Raw genomic sequence first — 20,618 nt, 5'->3', positions numbered from 1 at the left:
CCTTTATGTATAAATGTTTTATCATAGATGACGAATCACATGCCATCGAAACACTAAAAAAATATGCCACGGACAGTGCACAGCTGGAGGTTGTCTCCTCTTCACAAAATCCACTGGAAGCAGTTAAATATATTAATGAACGTAAAGATATAGACATCACGTTTCTCGACATCGATATGCCGGAAATGTCCGGTCTGGATGTGGCAGATTTAATCTATAAAAACACTGCTATTATTTTTACTACCGGTCATGCAGGGTATGCTGTACAGGGATTTGAAAAGAATATTTCAGACTTTCTGCTAAAACCTATTTCCTTTGAAAAATTCTTAAAGTCTGTAACAAAGGTCATCAATAAGATCGAAGAACAAAAACCGCAGAGTACACCAAAAAACGAGAGTTATTTCTTTGTTAATCCTGGTATCAAAGGTAAAATGCTTAAAGTCAATTATGATGACGTTGAATATATTGAAGGATTAAATAATTATATTGTTATTCATACACCTCAGAATAATCATATTATTTATCTGACTATGAAAGAAATCGAAGCGGGCTTACCTACGCTTAATTTCATCAGAATTCATAAGTCATATATTATTAATATTGATAAGGTAACTATGATGGAAGGAAACAAAATCATGATCGATAAAATGATTTTACCTATAGGCTCTTCTTTCAAGGATCAACTCTTAAAGAAGGTAAATAGCAATGTTATTAAAACCCATCGTTAGTCATATAATTAAGATAAGTCTGATGTTTCTTCATAAAATGATAAGCCAGAAATTCATATTCTCTGGGACAGCTTTCAAATATTCTATTCATGTGCATATGTAAAAGGCTTACTATAAAATCATGTTTATCGGTATGCTTCCAGCTGGAGATTTTCTCCTTAAGTGAATCAAGCAATTGATTAAAATGAGGATAAACTCTGTTATCTTTCAGACCAGAAGACTGTCCGCTTTTAATCAGTTCCGGTTGAAAATTTCTGTATTTAAGGTCCATTTTATGTGAAATTTCTTTACCGGTATGATTAAACTCCGCAGAAAAAGCAGCTAATACTATATTCATAAACTCACTTCGCTGCTTTTGGTCATTAATAAAGCACTTGATTATTAGCAGAGAAGAATGAACTGCAAAACTCAATTTAAATCTTGTACCGGTCCCTCCTATCCGGATTGAGTTAAGGATATATTCACTGTCCAGATAAAATAACGACTCTACTTCATCAATTAATTCTGCTGAATATCTTTCCAGTTCTCTCTGATAGGTATCCAGCAAAATCTCTGATATTTTTCCCGAATTATGTAGTGGTTTTAGCTTTTCATGAAGTTCTGCAAGTAAATGATGAGCAGAACCATTCGTAGTAAAAAATCTTAATCTAAGATGATTCCCCGTGTCTTTATACCTGATAAAAAACCACTTAAATCCTGAATCATTTTTTTTGTATTTTTCAAGAACAGGTAAAACAACATTAAGCAGAATATCATCTGTTAATGAATTATATGCATATACCTTAATATATAACCACTCACCTCCCGGTAGAAATGCACGTTTGACTTTTAGCTTTTTCATATTCCCGATTATAGCAGAAGTGGGCTGTGGAATAGCATATGACTTAGATTTATTGACCACACAGGCAATATGCTGGCTCATATAAGGTCTTTTCTCTGCATCATAAAGGTCAGCATGGCTGGGAATAATATATTCCTTGAGCGTTATTGATTCTTTATTTTTAATACATTTCCTGAAAATATCGATGTCATTCAGATTGTTGCTGTTAAAGACCAGAAAATTATCTCCTTCGTTCAGACTAAAATACGCTGGTAACTGATGTTCTTCTTTAAATTCATCAAAGTGTCCGTCAACTATTCTTTGAATTTTATTTTCATCCAGTATCCATTTAGCCGGACTAAGGACCGTTCTGTCTAACTGTACACGCGGATAAAAGTCCAGACCAGGAAAAAAATGCTCCAGAGAAAAGGTCAGACTTGATTTAGTTCCCTGATACTGCAGATCGCAGAGAAATCTAAATGCAGGAATAGTTGTGAGCTGGGTATTATAAGCTGAAGAAAGTCTTGGTATGATATACTTATTAAGCTTAACAGACCTTAATAGTATAGTATTACCACTCATTGATATAGCCAGATCACTTAATTTAATCGTGTTTTTATCCGGATACATGGAATGAGTCAGTATAGGAATTTCATAAGAATAGAAATGTCCCCTCTGCTTGATATTTGAAGTCTTGTTGGCAGGGGAAAAAGCAATTTCAGCAAATATAAAATCATCATTTACAGACATTTCTTGTTCACATATTTTTTTAAGCTGATCTTCAATTGCTGTATAAGACACCCCAAATCTTGTTCCCAGCTCCATTCCTGAAACGCCACCAATATGATCTATCCACAACTCCCGGTCAACATTTTTATATAAGATATACATGCCTGGCGGCATTAAAGACTTACTTTCAGGAAGCAGATCAATATCCTCCTGAGTCAGAATGATTTTCTCTGAACCAGATCTGGAAAGACGATTCCACTTCTTAAAAATCATTTTTTCAGCTTCCCCCCAGTTAACCCTGGTTTCTGGTTCTTTATTTCTGCTTAAATCATTAATGAATCCATCATCCTGATGATCAAAAGCTGAGGCCAGATTTTCGTATCCAATACCAGTCCCCGGGTCCATCACTTCCATAAGGGAAACCTCCTGCCGGTCATATTTCTTTCTGAAGGCCTCTTTAAATTTTTTCATCAGCTCATCACTCCTGTCCGGAATCATTTTGTCCAGATTCTTAATCAGTTTGATAAACTCTGCATGCACCTGGTTAGTTAATCCTCCTGTAATCTCACGCTGATATAAACTATAGGGAACTCTTCCTTCATCCCGGCCAATCAGATCCTGTATATGAGCTGAAAGTACCGGTAATGAATCGTTTTGAGCATTAACCGGGATAGAGAATGTTCTCAGCCCATTCAAATTAAGCTGAGGGTATTCCTTTAATAAACCCAGACAGCGCTCATTATACAGCATGCCCGTAATATTTGGCATTAACTCTGGTACTATTACCTGTCCTTGTACTAAATGATTAAAATAGTCTTCAATACCAGCTTCTTCTCCATATTGTTCCATTAAATAATTAAGAATAGCATCTCTTGTCTGTCCCTGATCAATAAACTTCAGCAATTTCTTTAATCCGGGAACTACTTTTAAATGTACTATAACATGTTTATTCTGTTCTGCATAGGCCTGGCTCACAAAATATAACTCTCCGGCTACCGAATACATAGAATTATTGGTATAATATTTAATGGATGGTAAACCCCCGGTTTTTAATGTTTTAATGTAATCCAGTACGGTTACAAAATCCGGAAGCGCCGTTAATCTCCCAGCCCCGGTGAAACTGAGCTTATTGTACTGTCGGGAAGTCCATTTTGCCAAAGAAAACGAAGAAAAAAGACCATATGGCAGTGCTCTGAAACACATCCTGTTCAGGTATTTCCACAGGGTTACTCTAACGTGTTGATTTAATTGTTCATAATCAAAATCCTTTTTCTGTAGCTCTGAATATAATGTCTGACTGGCAAAATACAGACCCGCTCTGAAAAAGTCTGTTTTTAATACCTGCTGTAAGTATTGTTCGTTAAAATTTTCGTAACTGTAAGCTGGTGAACGTACAAGTAAAAAGGGGGCTACAATGAACTCAGACATTTCAAACGATTAAATAATATTTGGTATGATAGAATGGGATAATCCCTGATGGCGAAATTTATAAAAAAAATCACATGTATTGCTGGTTTATAAATACAATTTGTCCGAAAACGAACAATTAAAAAGACACTCACAAACAATCAACTGATAATAAGATAATTAAAGAAAAAGCACAAAGTTATACCATTGAAATCCAAATCAGATTGCGAGGCAGCTTAATCTATAATTTAATGGAAGATATACGGTAAGCACATCTTCTGCCTCCGTCAACGATGTACTCTATGCGTTTGATAGGTACATTTTCTCCAATAACAGTTTGCAGTGTTTTGAACTCTGCGCTGCATATTGCAGGATTGGCATGAGCTGCAGCCCCTATCGGACAATGATTCTCAATAAAAATAAATCCCTCATCATCTTTGATTACCTGAGCCATATAACCTTCTTTTGTCCTTATAGAAACAAAATTATCGATCCTCTTTTCAAGATCAACAACACCTTCCAGCTCCTGCAGGTATTTATTGGTTCCTTTTTCACCATTCACAGTAATCAGCTGTGAAACTGCACCTTCCCCAAGCATTTCTTTCATAACTTCCATCAGCTTCACAGTAAGTGCAGCATGTGTATCAGGGAAACGCGATTGTCCCATGCTGGTCAGTGACCATAATTGTTGAGGTCTCCCCCTTCCGGTAACTGTTTTACTGGAAGTCACCAGACCTTCTTTTTCTAAGCGGAGCATTTGGAAACGTGCACCCTCTACCGTCACCTTAAACTCTCTGGCGAGCGATAACAGAGACTGTGGTCCGCTGGTTTTCAGCAGATTCACAGCACCTTCCCTAAATGGCACTTTATTTTCCATTACAACCAGCCTAGTTCTAATTTTGCTTCATCACTCATCATATCCCTGTCCCATGGCGGATCAAAAGTAAGACGTACTTCTACACCATTTACTCCTTCTATAGCTTTCACCTTAGTTTCCACCTCACCGAGAATTTCTCCCGCTGCCGGACATGCCGGAGCTGTCAGCGTCATATAAATATGTACATTATTATCTTCGAGCATATCAATCTTGTAGATCAGCCCCAGTTCATAAATATTAACCGGGATCTCTGGATCATAGATCGTATGTAGTGCTTCTTCGATTTTATCTCTTAACAATGGTTCATTCATAACAACTCTTTTTAGCCCTGTGATTTGAAAGCCATGGCATACATTTTCATTTGTTTCAACATTGCCAGTAACCCATTTGAACGATTAGGCGACAAATGACTCTGTAAGCCTATAGTATTTATAAAATATAAATCTGCTTCTATGATTTCCTGCGGAGTATGTCCGGATAAAACCCTGACCATCATACTAATCAACCCTTTGGTAATGATAGCATCACTATCAGCAGTAAACCAGATCCTGCCTTCTTTATATTCAGGATGCAGCCAGACACTTGACTGACATCCCTTAATCAGATTTTCTGGTATTTTATATTGTGCATCAATCAGTGGAAGTTCTTTCCCCATATCAATGATATTCTCATATTTATCCATCCAGTCTGAAAAAATTTCAAACTCCTCTATAATCTCGTCCTGTTGTTCGTTAATTGTCATCTGTAATAATTAAATGAGTATAGCAGCCGCTCTTTTTATTCCGGCTACCAGTAAATCCACTTCCGAACGGGTATTATAAAAAGCAAAAGACGCCCTGCAGGTTCCGGGAATATCAAAAAAGTCCATTATCGGTTCAGTACAATGATGACCTGTACGGATTGCTATTCCCTGCTTATCCAGTAATTCTCCTAAATCATAAGGATGTACCCCATCAATTAAAAACGAGATTACACTTGCCCGCTGTTCTGCTTTGCCAATAAATTTCAGACTCGTTATTTCAGCCATTTGCTCCAGTGCATAATTTAGCAGATCATGCTCCTTTTCCTGTATCGCATCCAGACTGATATAATTAACATAATCTATAGCTGCACCTAGTCCTATAGCTCCGGAAATATCTGGTGTACCAGCTTCAAATTTATAGGGAAGATCATTGTATATGGTTTTTTCGAAAGTAACTGTTTTAATCATATCACCACCTCCCTGATAAGGCGGAATCAGATTCAACCACTTTTCTTTCCCATAAAGTACCCCGATACCGGTGGGGCCGTAAATTTTATGTCCTGAAAAAGCAAGAAAATCAATATCCAGTTCCTGTACATCTATAGGTAAATGTTGTATAGCCTGCGCTGCATCAAGCATCACAGGTATATTTTTTGCGTGTGCCTGGCTGATAATTTCTCTAACCGGGTTAATCGTTCCTAACGAATTTGAAACATATGTAACTGACACCAGTTTAACACTTTCATCTAAAAGAGCAGGTAAAACGTCCAGCTGCAAAACACCATTTTTATCCATCGGGATAACTTTTAATGTTGCTCCCCGCTCCTCGCAGATCATTTGCCAGGGCACTATGTTTGAATGGTGTTCCATTGCAGAAATCAGAATACTATCACCTACATGCAGAAATTTTCGTCCAAATGAAGAGGCAACCAGGTTAATACCATCAGTTGTTCCTTTTGTAAAAATAACCTCGTGACTAAATGCTGCGTTTAAGAATTGGCCGACCTTATGACGGGCTTCCTCATATGCGGCAGTTGCCTGCTGACTTAACAAATGTACACCACGATGCACATTGCTGTTACAGGTTTTATAATAATCCTCTACAGCAGTTAAAACTGCTACAGGTTTTTGTGTCGTTGCTGCATTATCAAGATAGATTAAATCCTTACCATACACTTTCGTATCCAGTATAGGAAAGTCTTTTCTGATATTCTCTGTTATTGATCGGCCCATTTCCTTTCTTTTTAGATGATAGTTGATAATGAATTTTCCATCTTTTTATAAATTAAAGACTGCACATGATCTTTCACCGCTTCATTCTCGATCTTTTGAGTTACATCAAACATAAATGCTTCTACCAGTAGTTTACGGGAAGATTCTTCAGATATTCCTCTGGAACGTAAATAAAACAAAGATTCCGGATCAAACTGACCAACGGTACAACCATGACTGCATTTCACATCATCTGCAAATATTTCTAATTGCGGTTTAGCAAATACCTGTGCCTTATCACTCAGTAAAAGATTATTATTTTGCTGAAAGGCATTGGTTTTCTGCGCCGGACGTTCTACAAATACTTTTCCGTTAAACACTGCTTTACCCTTGTCCAGTAACACTCCCTTATAAATCTCATTACTCTCGCAATGTGGGAATCTATGATGAATGGCTGTATGATTATCAGTCAGCTGATGATCAGCCACAAGGTATAATCCAAGCAAATGAGTTTCAGTTGCCGTACCGTTCAGAACAATTTCAAGATTGTTTCTGATTAATTCTGCACCTGGCAGATTAAACATAAAATTATCGTAACGGCTGCTGCGTTCCTGAGTAACATGGTTATAATTGATCAGCCTGTCTTCTGCAGCATTATCCTGTATAACATACTGGATCAGATTTGCATTTTCTTTTACAGTAATCTGAGATACACTATTCATCAGCACACGTTGTGTGTGTCCAAGTGAAACTGCACTATCGATCAGTTCAGCTTTCGCATTTTCATTTACTATAATTAAATGGCGCGGCTGAAAAAGCATATTTTCATTTGCAGTATACAAATGAATAATCTGCACAGGCTTGTCGAGTACCTTATTTTTAGGCACTTCAAGGAAGTATCCGTCAGTAAAAAATGCTGCATTCAAAGCATACATTCTATTACCTTCTGCCTCTTTGCAGGTAATATAATTTTTATAAAGTTCAGTATTGATTATACTTTCCAAAGGAAGTACGCTCAACTGATCTGCTTCAGGTAACACGGATAATCCGAATTGAATCTTACCATTCAGTAAAACCAGCAACCATGCATCAAGGCCCGGGATTATGGCTGCATCTATGGCTGCCTTAACTTCCTCCTGATCTGCTTCACCCATAGTCAGTGAAAAAGTATCAGTCAGAAATGGAGTCAGATTAGTGAATTTCCAATCCTCATCTTTTGATGTTGGAAACCCTTTAGCTTTAAACAGTTCAAAAGCATCTTCCCGCGATTTTGATAGATCAGCGTTAATATTCTCAGCTTTTGGCGTATTTTCAAACTCAGTGATCAGTTGATTATAAAATGGAGTTGTAAACTGATTTACCATCTTAGATTTTGTTTATTGATTCATTGCCATGGAACTCTTCTTTTAACCAGTCATAACCTTTTTCTTCCAGTTCCAATGCCAGTTCTTTTGTTCCTGATCGTACAATCTGACCATTGTATAAAACGTGTACAAAATCAGGTACAATATATTCCAGTAAACGCTGATAATGGGTAATCAGAACAAAAGCATTATCTGCAGAACGCAATTTATTAATGCCATTGGACACAATCCTTAGCGCATCAATATCCAGTCCTGAATCAGTCTCATCAAGAATTGATAATTTTGGCTCCAGCATCGCTAACTGGAATACTTCATTTCTCTTTTTCTCTCCTCCGGAAAAACCCTGATTCAACGAACGATTAGCCAATTTCGCTTCAAACTCTACAAGAGCCTGCTTTTCTTTGGTCATTTTCAGGAACTCTTTAGCTGAAAGCTGTGGAAGTTCACGGTGAGTTCTGATCTCACTTAATGCTGTTCTTAAAAAATTAATGTTTGATACTCCAGGAATTTCTACAGGATATTGAAAAGCAAGGAAAACACCTTCACGTGCACGTACTTCAGGTTTCATATCCAACAGATTTTTACCATCAAGCCAAACCTCACCTTCAGTAACTTCATAATTTTCACGTCCGGCAAGGACAGAAGCCAATGAGCTTTTACCAGATCCGTTAGGACCCATAATAGCATGTACCTCACCAGCTTTAACTTCCAGGTTAATTCCTTTTAATATTTCTTTTCCTTCAATATTCGCATGAAGATTTTTTATTGATAACATATTATTTCTATATTTTTTTATGATCTACCCTACGCTGCCTTCGAGTGTAAGAGAAAGTAATTTTTGAGCTTCTACCGCAAATTCCATTGGTAATTGATTCAGTACATCTTTTGCATATCCGTTAACAATTAATGCAATGGCCTGTTCAGCATCAATTCCACGCTGATTCAGATAAAAGACCTGATCTTCTCCTATTTTTGAGGTTGTGGCTTCATGCTCGATGGTAGCCGTGTTGTTTTTAGATTCGATGTAAGGAAAAGTATGTGCGCCACACCGATCACCAATCAGCAGGGAATCACATTGGGTAAAGTTACGTGCATGAGCAGCTTTGGCCCCCATTTGCACTAAACCACGGTAACTATTCTGTCCCTGACCGGCAGAAATACCTTTAGAAATAATTCTGCTTTTAGTATGTGCACCTATATGATGTATTTTCGTTCCGGTATCGGCAATCTGCATATTGTTGGTTACCGCAACAGAATAGAATTCTCCTGACGAATAATCACCCTGCAACAGAATACTTGGATATTTCCAGGTAATTGCTGATCCAGTTTCTACCTGGGTCCAGGAAATTTTGGCTCGTTCACCACGACAGGCACCACGCTTGGTAACAAAGTTAAATATCCCTCCCTTTCCATCTTTATCACCCGGATACCAGTTTTGTACAGTAGAATATTTTATTTCTGCACCTTTCATGGCAATTAATTCTACCACCGCAGCATGTAATTGATTTTCATCACGCATTGGAGCAGTACATCCTTCAAGATAACTTACATAGCTATCCTCGTCAGCAATAATGAGCGTACGCTCAAACTGCCCCGTATTTTCAGCATTGATCCTGAAATAAGTAGATAATTCCATAGGGCATCTTACTCCTTTAGGAATGTATACAAAAGATCCGTCAGAGAATACAGCAGTGTTTAAAGAAGCAAAAACATTGTCAGTATGCGGAACCACAGAACCCAGATATTTTTGTATCAGCTCAGGATGATCTTTAACCGCATCACTGATAGAACAAAATATAATCCCCAGTTCATTCAAATGTTTCTTATAAGTAGTAGTCACAGATACACTGTCAAATACAACATCCACAGCAACTCCTGCCAGTTGTTTTTGTTCAGATATCGGGATACCCAGTTTTTCAAAAGTACGCAACAGCTCCGGATCAACCTCATCTAATGATGCATATTTAGCTTGTTGTTTGGGAGCTGCATAATAGGAAATAGACTGGAAGTCAATTTCAGGCATTTTGAAGTTTTGCCATTGCGGCATTTCTTGCTTCTGGAAAGCTTTGAAACCCTTCATACGCCAATCAAGTAACCATTGAGGTTCATTCTTTTTTGCAGATATAAACCGTACAGTATCCTCATTGAGTCCGATTTCAGAAATATCCATATCAATCGCTGTAACAAAGCCAAATTCGTATTCACGATTTGCCAGTTGTTCGAGCATCAAATCATCTTTTTCCATTATTATTCAGTTTAAGAACTTTATCGGCAGCATTCGGATAGCTGATGATTAAAGCAGGGTACAAATATAAGTAAAGCAGGTAATAAACAAAGGAATTCCTTTGTTTATTACAATACGATGAGTTTGAACAAAACATTAAATTCTTTAGCAAAAACAATACTTGCACTTTATCAATAGTCCACTTAGATTTACAGCGATATTTTAAAGACGTTAAAATGATTATAAAACCAAGAATTTATAAGCGTGCTGTACTGCAAACGATGTTTTTCATTGCCACAGCAGTTGCACTACCGGCATTTGCCCAACAAAAATCTGAAGATCCTTTATTAAAAATCTACAGAGGAAGTGCTGAAAAAATCAATGACCTGATCCATACTAAACTGGATGTTAAATTTGACTATAAAAAGCGCTATTTATATGGAAAAGAATGGGTAACAATTAAGCCCCATATTTATGCAACTGACAGCTTAAGACTTGATGCAAAAGGCATGGATATTAAGACAGTTGCTGTGGTTAGAAATGGCAGGAACATTCCGTTGAAATATACCTATGATAATCTTTCACTGGCAATTAAACTAGACAAAGTTTATCAGAGTACAGAAAATTACACCATCTATATTGATTATACAGCAAAGCCGGATGAGCTAAAACTTGAAGCAGGTGCAGCTATAACCGATGCTAAAGGACTTTATTTTATTAATCCGGACAGTACTGAAAAAGGTAAACCCGTACAAATCTGGACACAGGGTGAACTGGAAAGCTCTTCTGCCTGGTTTCCTACAATTGACAGAACCAATCAAAAAACTACTGATGAAATCAGTATGACTGTGCCAGCCAAATATGTAACCTTATCCAACGGCAGACTGGCTTCACAGAAGAAAAATGCTGACGGTACAAGAACAGATACCTGGAAAATGGAATTACCACATTCCCCTTATTTGTTTATGATGGCAGTCGGAGACTTTAAAATATATCGTGACAAATGGCGTGACAAAGAGGTTAGTTATTATCTGGAACCAGCATATGCACCCTATGCAAAGGAAATATTCAGCTTTACTCCCGAAGTAATGGAATTTTACTCAAAAATTCTGGGCGTAGATTATCCATGGAATAAATATGCACAGATTGTAGTACGTGACTATGTGAGCGGTGCGATGGAGAATACAACTGCGACATTGCACGGCGCCTATGTACAGGGCACTGCACGCGAACTGGCAGACAGATATTACGATAAAGGACGAAGTACAATCGTTCATGAATTGTTTCATCAATGGTTTGGAGATTATGTAACCGCAGAAAGCTGGAGTAATCTTACTGTAAACGAGTCTTTTGCAGATTTCAGTGAAACACTGTGGGCCGAACATAAATACGGGCAGGATACCGGCGATGAGCATAACAATGAAGCCCTGGAAACATACCTTGAAGATCCTGCAAATGCAACAAAAGATCTGGTACGTTTTCATTACCACGCTGCCCAGGACATGTTTGATGATGTGTCTTACAAAAAAGGCGGTCGTATTCTGAATATGCTGCGTAATTATCTGACACCAACTGTTTTTTTTAAAGGATTAAATATTTACCTGAAAACCAATGCATTTAAAAATGGTGAAGGTCAGCAGCTACGCCTTGCCATGGAAGAAGCCAGCGGCAAAGATTTAAACTGGTTTTTCAATCAATGGTATTATGGTGCAGGCCATCCTTTACTCGACATTAAATACAAATGGGATGAGGCCACTAAAACACAAACCATTTACCTGAACCAGACTCAGGATGGGAAGGCATTCCAGTTACCAATGGCTGTAGATATTTACCATGGTACACAGAAAGAACGTCATCAGATCTGGATGCGAAGTAAATCAGATACACTGACTTTTAAATTAACCGCCCAGCCAGGGCTTGTAAATGTAGATGCCGATAAAATCACATTAAGCAAAAAAACTGACCATAAAAGCCTCAGAGAATTACTATTCCAATATCAGCACGCTCCATTATACATGGATAGACTGGAAGCCATTGAAGGAGCTGCAGCACAGCAAAATGATCCTGTAGCACAGCAAATATTACTGGCAGCCTTGCAGGATAAATACTACGGATTACGTATCAAAACAATGAACAGTATTGCCCCGGATAATACTGCTTTAACAAATCCGGCAATTCCTTTAATTCTGAAAATAGCCAAAACTGACGACAATAACCTCGCAAAGGCTGAAGCCATGAAAATCATCAGCGGTACTAAAGATGCAGCAGAGCAGGTGGCACTTTTTACCGAAGGACTGAAAAGCTCTTCATATGCGGTACAAGGTGCATCTTTATATGCAATATCTATTCTAAAACCTACAGAAGCGCTGACCATTGCCAGATCTCTTGAAAAAGATAACAAAGGTGAACTGACAAAAGCTATTGTTGCAATTTATGCTAAAAATGGCAGCGATGCAGAATGGCCATTTGTCTATAAAAATTATCAGGACAGTGATCCGCAGTCACAATTTAACATGCTGAAAGATTTCACCATCATGACTGCTCACCTTAAAAATTCTGAAAACGCCCAGCAGGGAATTAATATCTTAAAAGATATGGGTATTAAGTATAAGGTGCAGGGAGCTGCCCCCATAATTATCAGTATTCTTAATCAGGTAAAAGAAGTGCGTAAACAACAAAACGACGACCCTTCAGTGAAGCTTATAGAAGAAGCTCAGCAACAGATTAATGATAAGAAATAATCAATTCTAAATTATCAGCCCCCTTTTTTATATTTAAAAGGGGGCTTTTTTTTTGTCATTCATTTAAAAAAAATTTATAACACCTGTTCTTCAAGTAGCAGCATCAGCTTTTCAGCGGGATCCTTACAAAAACCAGGATGTACCCTGGAAGTTTGAAGTACTGTACTCCGCATAGCAGTCAGCCAGCGAAAACGTGATGCAGCATCTAACAGGCCAATCGGCCCTCCTTCTTTTCCACCGGCACAAATCCGTTTTAAAGCCAAAAGATTTTGCTCAATCTCTTCTATATCCGCTGCAGGTGAAAAAGCACTTAGTTTTTCCTTATCTAAGATAATCTCTGCCTGCAGAAATTTCTGTCTGGCACAATAAAGTATAACACCTGCATTCATAAATTCTTCACGTTCCACCCTTGGTACAACGCGGATTATTGCGTACTCAAATAAGTGATTGTCTTGCATTTTGTGCTTCCTTTACAAAAATTTCTGAATTCGCTATTCTTAATTCCAAAAACCGGGCATAAGCATTGCGATGTTCTTCAGCTGAATTAAATGTGCGTTCTTCGCATAACCACTCTGCCGGGATCAAACCTACGATATGATAAATCAGTTCTTTAGTAATGATCGGGCTGAATTCTGCATTAACAGCTTCCAGCTCTGAGGCCCAGGGCAGTAGCACATGATCTTTAATCAAGACAAATGGCCGTTGTGCCTGTTCTTCCCAGTTTTGCCAGGAATGATGAAAATAAAGAGAAGCACCATGATCAATCAGCCATAATTCCTTATGCCAGATTAACATATTGGTGTTACGTGCAGTACGATCCATATTTGTTAACAAACAATCCAGCCAAACGATCTGTGAAGCAAGTTTCGCATCTATAGTGGTTACAGTAGGATCAAAGGTAATTGCACCTGAAAGATAGTGCAGGGCAAGATTAAGTCCGATACTGGCTTTCAGCAGGTCTTGTATTTCTTCATCCGGTTCTGTACGGCCAAAAGCCTCGTCCAGATTAGCCAACACAATTTCAGGTACTTTAAAACCAAGAGTACGTGCAATTTCACCACCGATTATCTCGGCGATCAATGCCTTTACCCCCTGCCCTGCACCACGGAACTTAAGGACATACAGGAAATCATCATCAGCTTCTGCAATAGCAGGCATAGATCCTCCTTCACGCAATGGTGTAACATAACGGGTTACATTGACGGTTCTGAGTTGAAATTCATTAATATTCATGATAAAAATACTCTCTTGAGAGAGGAGGCTTGAAATTTAGGCAAAATTATTTCAAAGACCTCATTTAAAAACCTGTAATGTTCTTACTGGCTGATGGTGATGATGATGATATTTCCGGGCACTCACATTCTGCGGGATTAAAAGAAGTAAGATCAGAAGAAAACGAAGAAATATTTCCAGGTCCATAACAAGTTCTTATATAGCGTTAATTAATGTGGGTGAAGAAGCCGAAAAAGGGCTGGTGGCAGAGGCGCCTATATAAATTTTTGATCTCCAAACAATGAATGTACAACTGCTGATCAGCTTAGTATAATCAAGATCACCGAATTTATCCAGCCCCTGTCCAAATATCAAAGTATAAGTTTCAAAACGAGCCAGTCCTTTTGGTATATTTTTCATAATAATGCTTCCAGAGTATTGATAAGGTGCTGCCTTACTGGTGGCAATCATATTTGTTCCATTATAGATCGCGGAGTTAAATTCACCCTGAAACAGGGCAATCCACTTTTTATTTGCTTTGATCTGGTTACAGCACGGACTGGCAAAATGTGCAATCAGAAAATCTGTTCCAATATTATCTGCATTTACACTTATATTACTGTATACCGCAGGGAGGGGCTGATTAAGTATAGCTGACACACCCAAAGACAGCGTTGCTACAATTGTTTCTGTAGCTCTTCCCTTATCAATGCCCAACCCAACAATATAATTCTTTTTTCCAATAGAAAGCTTATCAAATATATGATCACCAAAAAGTTCACCACTATTTATTCTTCTGGTTTGCAAAGCTTCTGAGCTCGAAAGAGTACGGCTACCCTCCCAGATGGATAAAAAACAGCCCATAGCTACCGGATCAGAACCTGGCAGCAAATTAAATGAAACGGCAGCCTGCTTTTCATTAACCGGCTTCCCAATGAGTTGAATAACGCCTTGCGTACACATAATAAATATGATTTTATAAGAACAGTATATAGGCCAAATATCAAGCTGACCGATCTTAAATGACAGGGTGAAAACAGCTTTTCGATTTCAGCATTTTAGCTTTATTAAAAGGCAAAATGAAGTTTGCTGTAAGAAATAAAATACCTAGGTTAGCTAAAAAAAACGCCCATATTATGAAATTAAAATTCCCTATTCTGTTTACTGCATTAATTGCTGTAAGTGTTGCTGCTTGTCAGCAAAAAGAAACTGCTAAAGTAGAAACAACCGGTCAGGATGTTGCTATACCTGATTCAGTTTTGGTTGATGTCAGAACTGCAAAAGAATATGTTCAGAATTACGCTCCTCATGCAGGTTATGTAGACCAGACTGAAGAAGAAGTAAGCGCACGTGCACCCAAAAAACCGGACACCCGTTGTGTTTGGTTCAGTAAAGAAAGATTAAGACAGATGCTTAATCAGCTGGAACAGGAAAAAGGAGATGGTGTACGTTTTTATATGATTACCTACAATAAAAAGTATGATACTACATTAATAGGAAGGAAAACTCCTGTACCTCCAAAAAAATACTGGGGATACAACACCCTGTTAATGGTATCGACCAAGCCGGTTCAGACTGAGGACGGAATCTTACACTTCGACTATTACGAAAACATTGTTAATCAGGAGAGTATTGCAAATAAAAACACTAAAGTATCTAAAAACGGATTTATTGTGACTTTCGTTCCTGAAAACAGAGGTGAATTATGCCCTCCACCTTCAAACTGCATGTCAATTGGAGCAACTTTACTAATCGATACGTTAAAGAAACCTGATTTGTCCCCTAGATAATATGCTGGATTTTTTCACGGTCAAAACCATTGCAGATTTTTTTACAGTCAATACTATTACAGAGCTTGTTTGCCTGCTGATAAGCATTTTCTGTTTATACAAAGATAAAAACGTATACTGGAAATCATTTATAATTTATCTTTTGCTGGTATGTGCCGTGGAAATGGCTGGCATCAGCTTACGTATTCAACATAAAAATAATTACGCTCTCTATACATGTTTCCTGGTGGTTGAATGTACAATGATAAGTTGTTTTTTCTATCATTTATACAAACCATACCGCCATAAACCTAGCCAGCTTTACAGCTGGTTAGGCTTATTTATTTCAGTTTTTATCCTGGAACTAATCAACAATAACTTCGGTAGTTTTGCTTATAAAACTGCTGCTTTCATGTCCGTTGTATTCGTCATTGCAAGTCTGTATTATTATATGCTTATCCTAAAGGACGAACATTTCAGAAAGCTGGAGTCTTATCCCCCTTTCTGGGTGGTAAACGGAGTTTTATTTTTCTACTTCGGCAGCACTGCATGTAATGTATTTTTTGACTATCTTTTGCAGGAGAAAGCTCATTCGCTGAGTTTATCTACAAGATATGTTACATTTAATATTCTAAATGTACTTTTATATAGTTGCTGGTCATACGCTTTCATATGCAGATATCGTCAAAGGAGTTAATCTTATTGATTGCCATAATTACATTCATTTTTCTGATTGCCCCTCTTTTTCTGATTATCTATATCTTTTTATATAATAAAAAGAAAGCCAAACACCTCGAAGAAAAAGAATCCTTAAAAAAAACATTTGAACTTGAACTGTTAAAGAGTCAGATAGAAGTACAGGAGCATATACTTCAAACCATTGCAGGTGACCTTCATGATAATATCGGACAGCTGTTAAGCCTGACGAGTATGACTTTGAGTTCCATAAAAGCTGATCACTTAAGAGATGAAAAAATAAATACAGCCGCAGAATTAACACATCGTGCAATTAAAGAACTGCGTCAGCTTTCAAAAAAAATGAATGGTCAGGAACTGATTAAAAAAAGTCTGGGGCATGCTATTGCCTACGAACTTGACTGGTTGAAAAAGGGCCTGACTTATGAAATCGAATTTAATGACAATACCACACATTCCATCCCGGCACATGCAGATAAAGAATTGATTATGTTCCGGTTGTTCCAGGAAATACTGAGCAATATTCTCCGGCATGCCCAGGCCACTCTGATTACAATCACCATTGACCAGACCAAAGACTATTTATCACTTTTTGTTCAGGATAATGGAAAAGGTTTTACTCCGGAAGAAAAAATCAAGGCAGCTGATGGTTTAGGCTTAGCCAATCTTCAAAAAAGAACGCTGATGATGAACGGGAACTTCGTAGTTAAATCCAGTCCGGGCACAGGTACCGGAATACACATCTCTATTCCATACAGCTAAACCTATTGACAAACTGCAGATCCCTGAATAATTCTGCTCGTTTTCTACAAAAAAAACTCCAATTTCAGACAGTAATTTGCATTGTTTCGTCAAAAAATCAGCAATAAACAATTTAATTTATAAATTTAGACGCTGCTTAAAACAGGATGATAAATTATTTACTGGTAAATAAGCAGCGTTTTAGTGCCGCTCTCAGATATGGAAGAAAAAAAAATAGCTATTGCAATTGTTGATGATCATACTTTGTTTAGAAAAGGGATGATTAGTCTGTTAGAAGAATCTGATGAAATTGATATTCTTTTCGATGCTTCCAATGGAATGGAAATGATCACGATGCTGAATAAAGAGACTTTGCCTGAGGTAATATTGATGGATATTAACATGCCGCAAATGGACGGTTATGAATCTACAAAATGGCTTAGCAGTACATATCCTCAGATCAGGGTGCTGGCATTAAGTATGTTCGATGAAGATAAACCTATTATCGAAATGCTCAGAAGCGGAGCAGGAGGATATTTGTTAAAAGAATCCAAAACATCAGATCTGATTACAGCTATAAAGACCATCGCAGCACATGGCTATTTCATGAATAATCTGGTATCAGGTAAGCTGATCAGATCCCTGCAGGACAATGGCTCTTCCAAAAACCTGATTCAGGAGATTTCAGCAAATGAGCGCAAATTCCTTGAACACTGCTGTTCAGAGTTCACTTACAAAGAAATTGCAGATAAAATGAATCTTAGTCCACACACAATAGATAACTACAGAGAGTCATTATTTCAGAAATTTGAAATTAAATCGCGTACTGGGCTGGTCTTATTTGCACTCCGAAACGATTTGATTAAACTTTAAAGCACCTTGATGATAACAAAGTTAATCTTCAGAGTCTGACATTCTGCTTCTTCTATCCAAAGTCACGTATAAATCGGGAGTATTTCCTTTTATCGATTTGATCTTACCAGGTCTGGGAGCCGGAGCTGAGTTATCATGATAATCAATTTTCACAATCCCAACGGAGCTTAGTTTGCCTTTTTTCTCACCACCTGAAAAAACATCATAATACCCGATCTTGATATTTCCAAATGATCTCATTTTACCATTCTTCTCACCACCATCAAAAATATCATAATAACCAATTACATGACTACCAATTGATTTGATTTTACCTCTTTTTGGTCCGTCAAAAACATCGTAATAATCGATTTTGACATTGCCAAACGACTTTATTTTGCCTTTCTTTTCTCCGTCAAAAACATCATAATAATCAACTTTCACACCCCCTATTGATTTGATTTTACCCTTTTTATCACCATCAGAAAAACTATCATAGTATTCATCATCGCTATAATCACTCCATTCCATGTTTCTCTTACTCTCTCTGCTCAGTAAGTACAGATTATTTGTTTGCAGATCAAATTGCAGATTCAGTTCACTAATTGTAAATACAATAGAGTTTATTGTTGCCTTTTGAGGCGATATCCTAAAGTTTACTCTTGCCAGTTCCTGCGCATTAACAAAGGAATAAAAGCCTAAAAGCAAGACGACTAACCCCAGATTTCGAATATTCTTCAGATTTAATATCATTGGTAAAATTTGTTTTCGTTCAAAAGCAACCAATTAAAATTAACATTAATTACCAGACTCTTGTTAATTTATCTGATCTATTCTTTCCCCATTTCAACATTCGTTATTATTCATCAATTTATAAGTTGATTCTCTCTGTATATAATTAACATACAGGACTATAAGACATAAAAAGAGGTTAATCTGCTCAAAACAGATTAACCTCTTTTTATGTCTTATAGCTTAATTAATATCCTGCATTCTGAACATAATTAGGATTAGTCAGTTGATTATCAGGAATAGGGAAAACCAGGTATTTAGGATCATCAGTAGGTTTTTCCTGCCACGGGGTTAAAAACTTGCCAAAACGGATCAGATCCTGTCTCCTTACACCTTCCCAGAAAAACTCCCTTCCGCGTTCATCAAGCAGATTATCAAGAGTCAGACTTCCAAACAAACTTGCTCCCCGGACAGTTCTCAGTCCATTAACTATTGTCAATGCTGCCGATCCCAGTCCCGTTCTTAACTGAGCTTCAGCCTTCATTAACAGCACATCTGAATATCTGTAATATACCCAATCATTTTCCGCTTTATTAGTAGAAGCATTTACATAATCTATCGGATACTTAATCACCCGGATTCCTGCCACTTCAAGGTGATTCGGATCACGCTCAATAATGCTCACTTCCGGTGTAAAAATCAGGTTATTCCCACGTCTGTCTTTCAATAAAGCACCAGTCTGATCATACTGCTGACCAACAAGGAATCCAACTTTAACGCCCGAAACATTTGTCATTCCGGCATAGGCACCACCTATACGCTGATCTGCAGCCTCAAACTTTTTATAAAAATCAGATAAAGTAGAGAACCCGTTATAACCATTCGGATTTTGATTATAATGCAAAGGAGGAACCCACATATCTTTTACTGCACCGGCATCAGATCCACCGATATTTTGAGATGTAAATATATTCTCCTTTGATAATTTATCATTTGCAGGTGCAAAATTATCATAATACTTAGCAGTCAGCTGATATTTACCCGTATTGATAATTTCATCAGCAAGCGTAATTACTTTAGCCATATCTGCAGCATCAAATGAAGGTGCAGTTCTGTTCAAAAATGCGCCTTTATTCAGATAACACTTCATCAGCAGCATCTTTGCTGCATCTTTATTTGCATTGTAATTAGGTGCATCCGTCAGAATAGGAATAATTGCTGTAAGTTCAGCAATCAGATAATCAATCTCATCTTTTGCAGTTCTTACTTTTGAAGGAAGACTGACATCCTCTCCAGGCTCACGGTAAGGCACCTGACCCCATCCATCCAGAATAGAGAATTGTGCAAATGCTCTGACAAATCTTGCCTGAGCAGCCTGCAATGGTGTTGGATTGAAATTTAAAACAATAGTAGCAGCATAACTTACACTATTTAAATCTCTGAAAGTATCAGAAATCCGCGAATGATCTGCCGCCCACCTATGCAAATGCAATGCACGCCAGGCTCCATTATCATCCCAGTCCCCTGCTCTTGTTGGTACAATAGCCTCATCCGAAGGGAATTCCTGTAATGACCACCAGCCCCACGGTCCCTGATAAGGATTACGCATAGCTGTATAACTTGCATTTAACAGAGCGGGAACGTTTCCGGCATTAATCCCGCCATTACCTATCTGACCATTTAACTTCTCATCCAGTTTTGTACAACCTGAAAAAGAGATTGCAAGGGCAGCAAAAGCGATTATATATTTATTTTTCATGTTAGTCATATTA

Annotated in this window: 18 protein-coding genes; 5 read left to right on the top strand and 13 right to left on the bottom strand. The window is 37.7% G+C overall.

What is annotated here, in order from left to right:
* Positions 1–5: 5 nt before the first annotated feature.
* Entirely contained in the window at positions 6–728 is a 723-nt protein-coding gene (locus PL_RS24505; RefSeq protein ID WP_041879406.1) for a LytR/AlgR family response regulator transcription factor, read from the top strand.
* On the opposite strand, the gene PL_RS24500 is transcribed toward PL_RS24505, so the two are convergent.
* The 8 genes from PL_RS24500 to sufB form a co-directional block, all read right to left on the bottom strand.
* The gene (locus PL_RS24500; protein ID WP_041879408.1) at positions 712–3,705 is read right to left on the bottom strand and encodes a lantibiotic dehydratase; all 2,994 of its coding nucleotides are present in this window, start codon (positions 3,703–3,705) and stop codon (positions 712–714) included. The genes PL_RS24505 and PL_RS24500 overlap by 17 nt on opposite strands.
* 220 nt (positions 3,706–3,925) lie before the next feature.
* On the bottom strand, positions 3,926–4,561 hold the full coding sequence (locus tag PL_RS24495) for a helix-turn-helix transcriptional regulator (RefSeq protein ID WP_041879410.1): 636 nt from the start codon (positions 4,559–4,561) through the stop codon (positions 3,926–3,928).
* The gene (locus PL_RS24490; RefSeq protein WP_041879413.1) at positions 4,561–4,872 is read right to left on the bottom strand and encodes an SUF system Fe-S cluster assembly protein; all 312 of its coding nucleotides are present in this window, start codon (positions 4,870–4,872) and stop codon (positions 4,561–4,563) included. Before PL_RS24490 ends, PL_RS24495 begins: the two co-directional genes overlap by 1 nt.
* Before the next feature lie 11 nt (positions 4,873–4,883).
* A complete protein-coding gene (locus tag PL_RS24485) occupies positions 4,884–5,303 on the bottom strand; it encodes a SufE family protein (protein ID WP_041879416.1) in 420 nt (139 codons plus the stop codon).
* A gap of 9 nt (positions 5,304–5,312) precedes the next feature.
* A complete protein-coding gene (locus PL_RS24480; RefSeq protein ID WP_041879419.1) occupies positions 5,313–6,536 on the bottom strand; it encodes an aminotransferase class V-fold PLP-dependent enzyme in 1,224 nt (407 codons plus the stop codon).
* Positions 6,537–6,547: 11 nt separating this feature from the next.
* Entirely contained in the window at positions 6,548–7,879 is a 1,332-nt protein-coding gene (gene sufD, locus PL_RS24475; RefSeq protein WP_041879422.1) for a Fe-S cluster assembly protein SufD, read from the bottom strand.
* A 1-nt stretch (position 7,880) separates the two neighbouring features.
* The gene (gene sufC / locus PL_RS24470) at positions 7,881–8,654 is read right to left on the bottom strand and encodes a Fe-S cluster assembly ATPase SufC (RefSeq protein ID WP_041879425.1); all 774 of its coding nucleotides are present in this window, start codon (positions 8,652–8,654) and stop codon (positions 7,881–7,883) included.
* Between the two features lie 24 nt (positions 8,655–8,678).
* A complete protein-coding gene (gene sufB / locus PL_RS24465) occupies positions 8,679–10,124 on the bottom strand; it encodes a Fe-S cluster assembly protein SufB (protein ID WP_041879430.1) in 1,446 nt (481 codons plus the stop codon).
* A gap of 215 nt (positions 10,125–10,339) precedes the next feature.
* Between sufB and PL_RS24460 the strand changes: the two genes are divergently transcribed.
* Entirely contained in the window at positions 10,340–12,844 is a 2,505-nt protein-coding gene (locus tag PL_RS24460) for a M1 family metallopeptidase (protein ID WP_348620596.1), read from the top strand.
* Positions 12,845–12,918: 74 nt separating this feature from the next.
* On the opposite strand, the gene PL_RS24455 is transcribed toward PL_RS24460, so the two are convergent.
* From PL_RS24455 to PL_RS24445, 3 genes are all read right to left on the bottom strand, one after another.
* On the bottom strand, positions 12,919–13,302 hold the full coding sequence (locus tag PL_RS24455) for a DUF3037 domain-containing protein (RefSeq protein ID WP_041879433.1): 384 nt from the start codon (positions 13,300–13,302) through the stop codon (positions 12,919–12,921).
* Complete coding sequence (locus tag PL_RS24450) at positions 13,280–14,077, bottom strand: HipA family kinase (RefSeq protein WP_041879435.1); 798 nt, start codon at positions 14,075–14,077, stop codon at positions 13,280–13,282. The genes PL_RS24455 and PL_RS24450 overlap by 23 nt, the downstream gene beginning before the upstream one ends.
* A gap of 195 nt (positions 14,078–14,272) precedes the next feature.
* Entirely contained in the window at positions 14,273–15,019 is a 747-nt protein-coding gene (locus PL_RS24445; RefSeq protein ID WP_041879438.1) for a hypothetical protein, read from the bottom strand.
* Positions 15,020–15,192: 173 nt separating this feature from the next.
* On the opposite strand from PL_RS24445, the gene PL_RS24440 reads away from it, so the two are divergent.
* From PL_RS24440 to PL_RS24430, 3 genes are all read left to right on the top strand, one after another.
* Positions 15,193–15,846, top strand: coding sequence for a hypothetical protein (locus PL_RS24440; protein ID WP_152620266.1), 654 nt, complete (start codon positions 15,193–15,195; stop codon positions 15,844–15,846).
* Positions 15,847–16,497: 651 nt separating this feature from the next.
* The gene (locus PL_RS24435; RefSeq protein ID WP_041879446.1) at positions 16,498–17,283 is read left to right on the top strand and encodes a sensor histidine kinase; all 786 of its coding nucleotides are present in this window, start codon (positions 16,498–16,500) and stop codon (positions 17,281–17,283) included.
* Between the two features lie 198 nt (positions 17,284–17,481).
* The gene (locus tag PL_RS24430) at positions 17,482–18,135 is read left to right on the top strand and encodes a response regulator transcription factor (RefSeq protein ID WP_348620593.1); all 654 of its coding nucleotides are present in this window, start codon (positions 17,482–17,484) and stop codon (positions 18,133–18,135) included.
* A 21-nt stretch (positions 18,136–18,156) separates the two neighbouring features.
* On the opposite strand, the gene PL_RS24425 is transcribed toward PL_RS24430, so the two are convergent.
* Positions 18,157–18,867, bottom strand: a complete 711-nt coding sequence (locus PL_RS24425; RefSeq protein ID WP_041879451.1) for a hypothetical protein — start codon at positions 18,865–18,867, stop codon at positions 18,157–18,159.
* A gap of 226 nt (positions 18,868–19,093) precedes the next feature.
* The gene (locus PL_RS24420) at positions 19,094–20,605 is read right to left on the bottom strand and encodes a RagB/SusD family nutrient uptake outer membrane protein (RefSeq protein WP_041879454.1); all 1,512 of its coding nucleotides are present in this window, start codon (positions 20,603–20,605) and stop codon (positions 19,094–19,096) included.
* Positions 20,606–20,618: the final 13 nt, after the last annotated feature.

Source organism: Pedobacter lusitanus (genome assembly GCF_040026395.1).
Classification (GTDB): Bacteria; Bacteroidota; Bacteroidia; order Sphingobacteriales; family Sphingobacteriaceae; genus Pedobacter; species Pedobacter lusitanus.
The sequence above is the reverse complement of the archived record's forward strand: the minus strand, read 5'-3'. Positions and strand labels throughout refer to the sequence as shown.

What these genes read in the sequence shown, in the direction of transcription:
- PL_RS24450 (WP_041879435.1), bottom strand. Translation starts at nt 14,077, where the DNA reads ATGAATATTAATGAATTTCAACTCAGAACCGTCAATGTAACCCGTTAT.
- PL_RS24485 (WP_041879416.1), bottom strand. Translation starts at nt 5,303, where the DNA reads ATGACAATTAACGAACAACAGGACGAGATTATAGAGGAGTTTGAAATT.
- PL_RS24495 (WP_041879410.1), bottom strand. Translation starts at nt 4,561, where the DNA reads ATGGAAAATAAAGTGCCATTTAGGGAAGGTGCTGTGAATCTGCTGAAA.
- PL_RS24460 (WP_348620596.1), top strand. Translation starts at nt 10,340, where the DNA reads ATGATTATAAAACCAAGAATTTATAAGCGTGCTGTACTGCAAACGATG.
- PL_RS24480 (WP_041879419.1), bottom strand. Translation starts at nt 6,536, where the DNA reads ATGGGCCGATCAATAACAGAGAATATCAGAAAAGACTTTCCTATACTG.
- PL_RS24445 (WP_041879438.1), bottom strand. Translation starts at nt 15,019, where the DNA reads ATGTGTACGCAAGGCGTTATTCAACTCATTGGGAAGCCGGTTAATGAA.
- sufB (WP_041879430.1), bottom strand. Translation starts at nt 10,124, where the DNA reads ATGGAAAAAGATGATTTGATGCTCGAACAACTGGCAAATCGTGAATAC.
- sufC (WP_041879425.1), bottom strand. Translation starts at nt 8,654, where the DNA reads ATGTTATCAATAAAAAATCTTCATGCGAATATTGAAGGAAAAGAAATA.
- PL_RS24490 (WP_041879413.1), bottom strand. Translation starts at nt 4,872, where the DNA reads ATGAATGAACCATTGTTAAGAGATAAAATCGAAGAAGCACTACATACG.
- PL_RS24455 (WP_041879433.1), bottom strand. Translation starts at nt 13,302, where the DNA reads ATGCAAGACAATCACTTATTTGAGTACGCAATAATCCGCGTTGTACCA.
- PL_RS24440 (WP_152620266.1), top strand. Translation starts at nt 15,193, where the DNA reads ATGAAATTAAAATTCCCTATTCTGTTTACTGCATTAATTGCTGTAAGT.
- PL_RS24425 (WP_041879451.1), bottom strand. Translation starts at nt 18,867, where the DNA reads ATGATATTAAATCTGAAGAATATTCGAAATCTGGGGTTAGTCGTCTTG.
- PL_RS24430 (WP_348620593.1), top strand. Translation starts at nt 17,482, where the DNA reads ATGGAAGAAAAAAAAATAGCTATTGCAATTGTTGATGATCATACTTTG.
- PL_RS24500 (WP_041879408.1), bottom strand. Translation starts at nt 3,705, where the DNA reads ATGTCTGAGTTCATTGTAGCCCCCTTTTTACTTGTACGTTCACCAGCT.
- PL_RS24505 (WP_041879406.1), top strand. Translation starts at nt 6, where the DNA reads ATGTATAAATGTTTTATCATAGATGACGAATCACATGCCATCGAAACA.
- sufD (WP_041879422.1), bottom strand. Translation starts at nt 7,879, where the DNA reads ATGGTAAATCAGTTTACAACTCCATTTTATAATCAACTGATCACTGAG.
- PL_RS24420 (WP_041879454.1), bottom strand. Translation starts at nt 20,605, where the DNA reads ATGAAAAATAAATATATAATCGCTTTTGCTGCCCTTGCAATCTCTTTT.
- PL_RS24435 (WP_041879446.1), top strand. Translation starts at nt 16,498, where the DNA reads ATGCAGATATCGTCAAAGGAGTTAATCTTATTGATTGCCATAATTACA.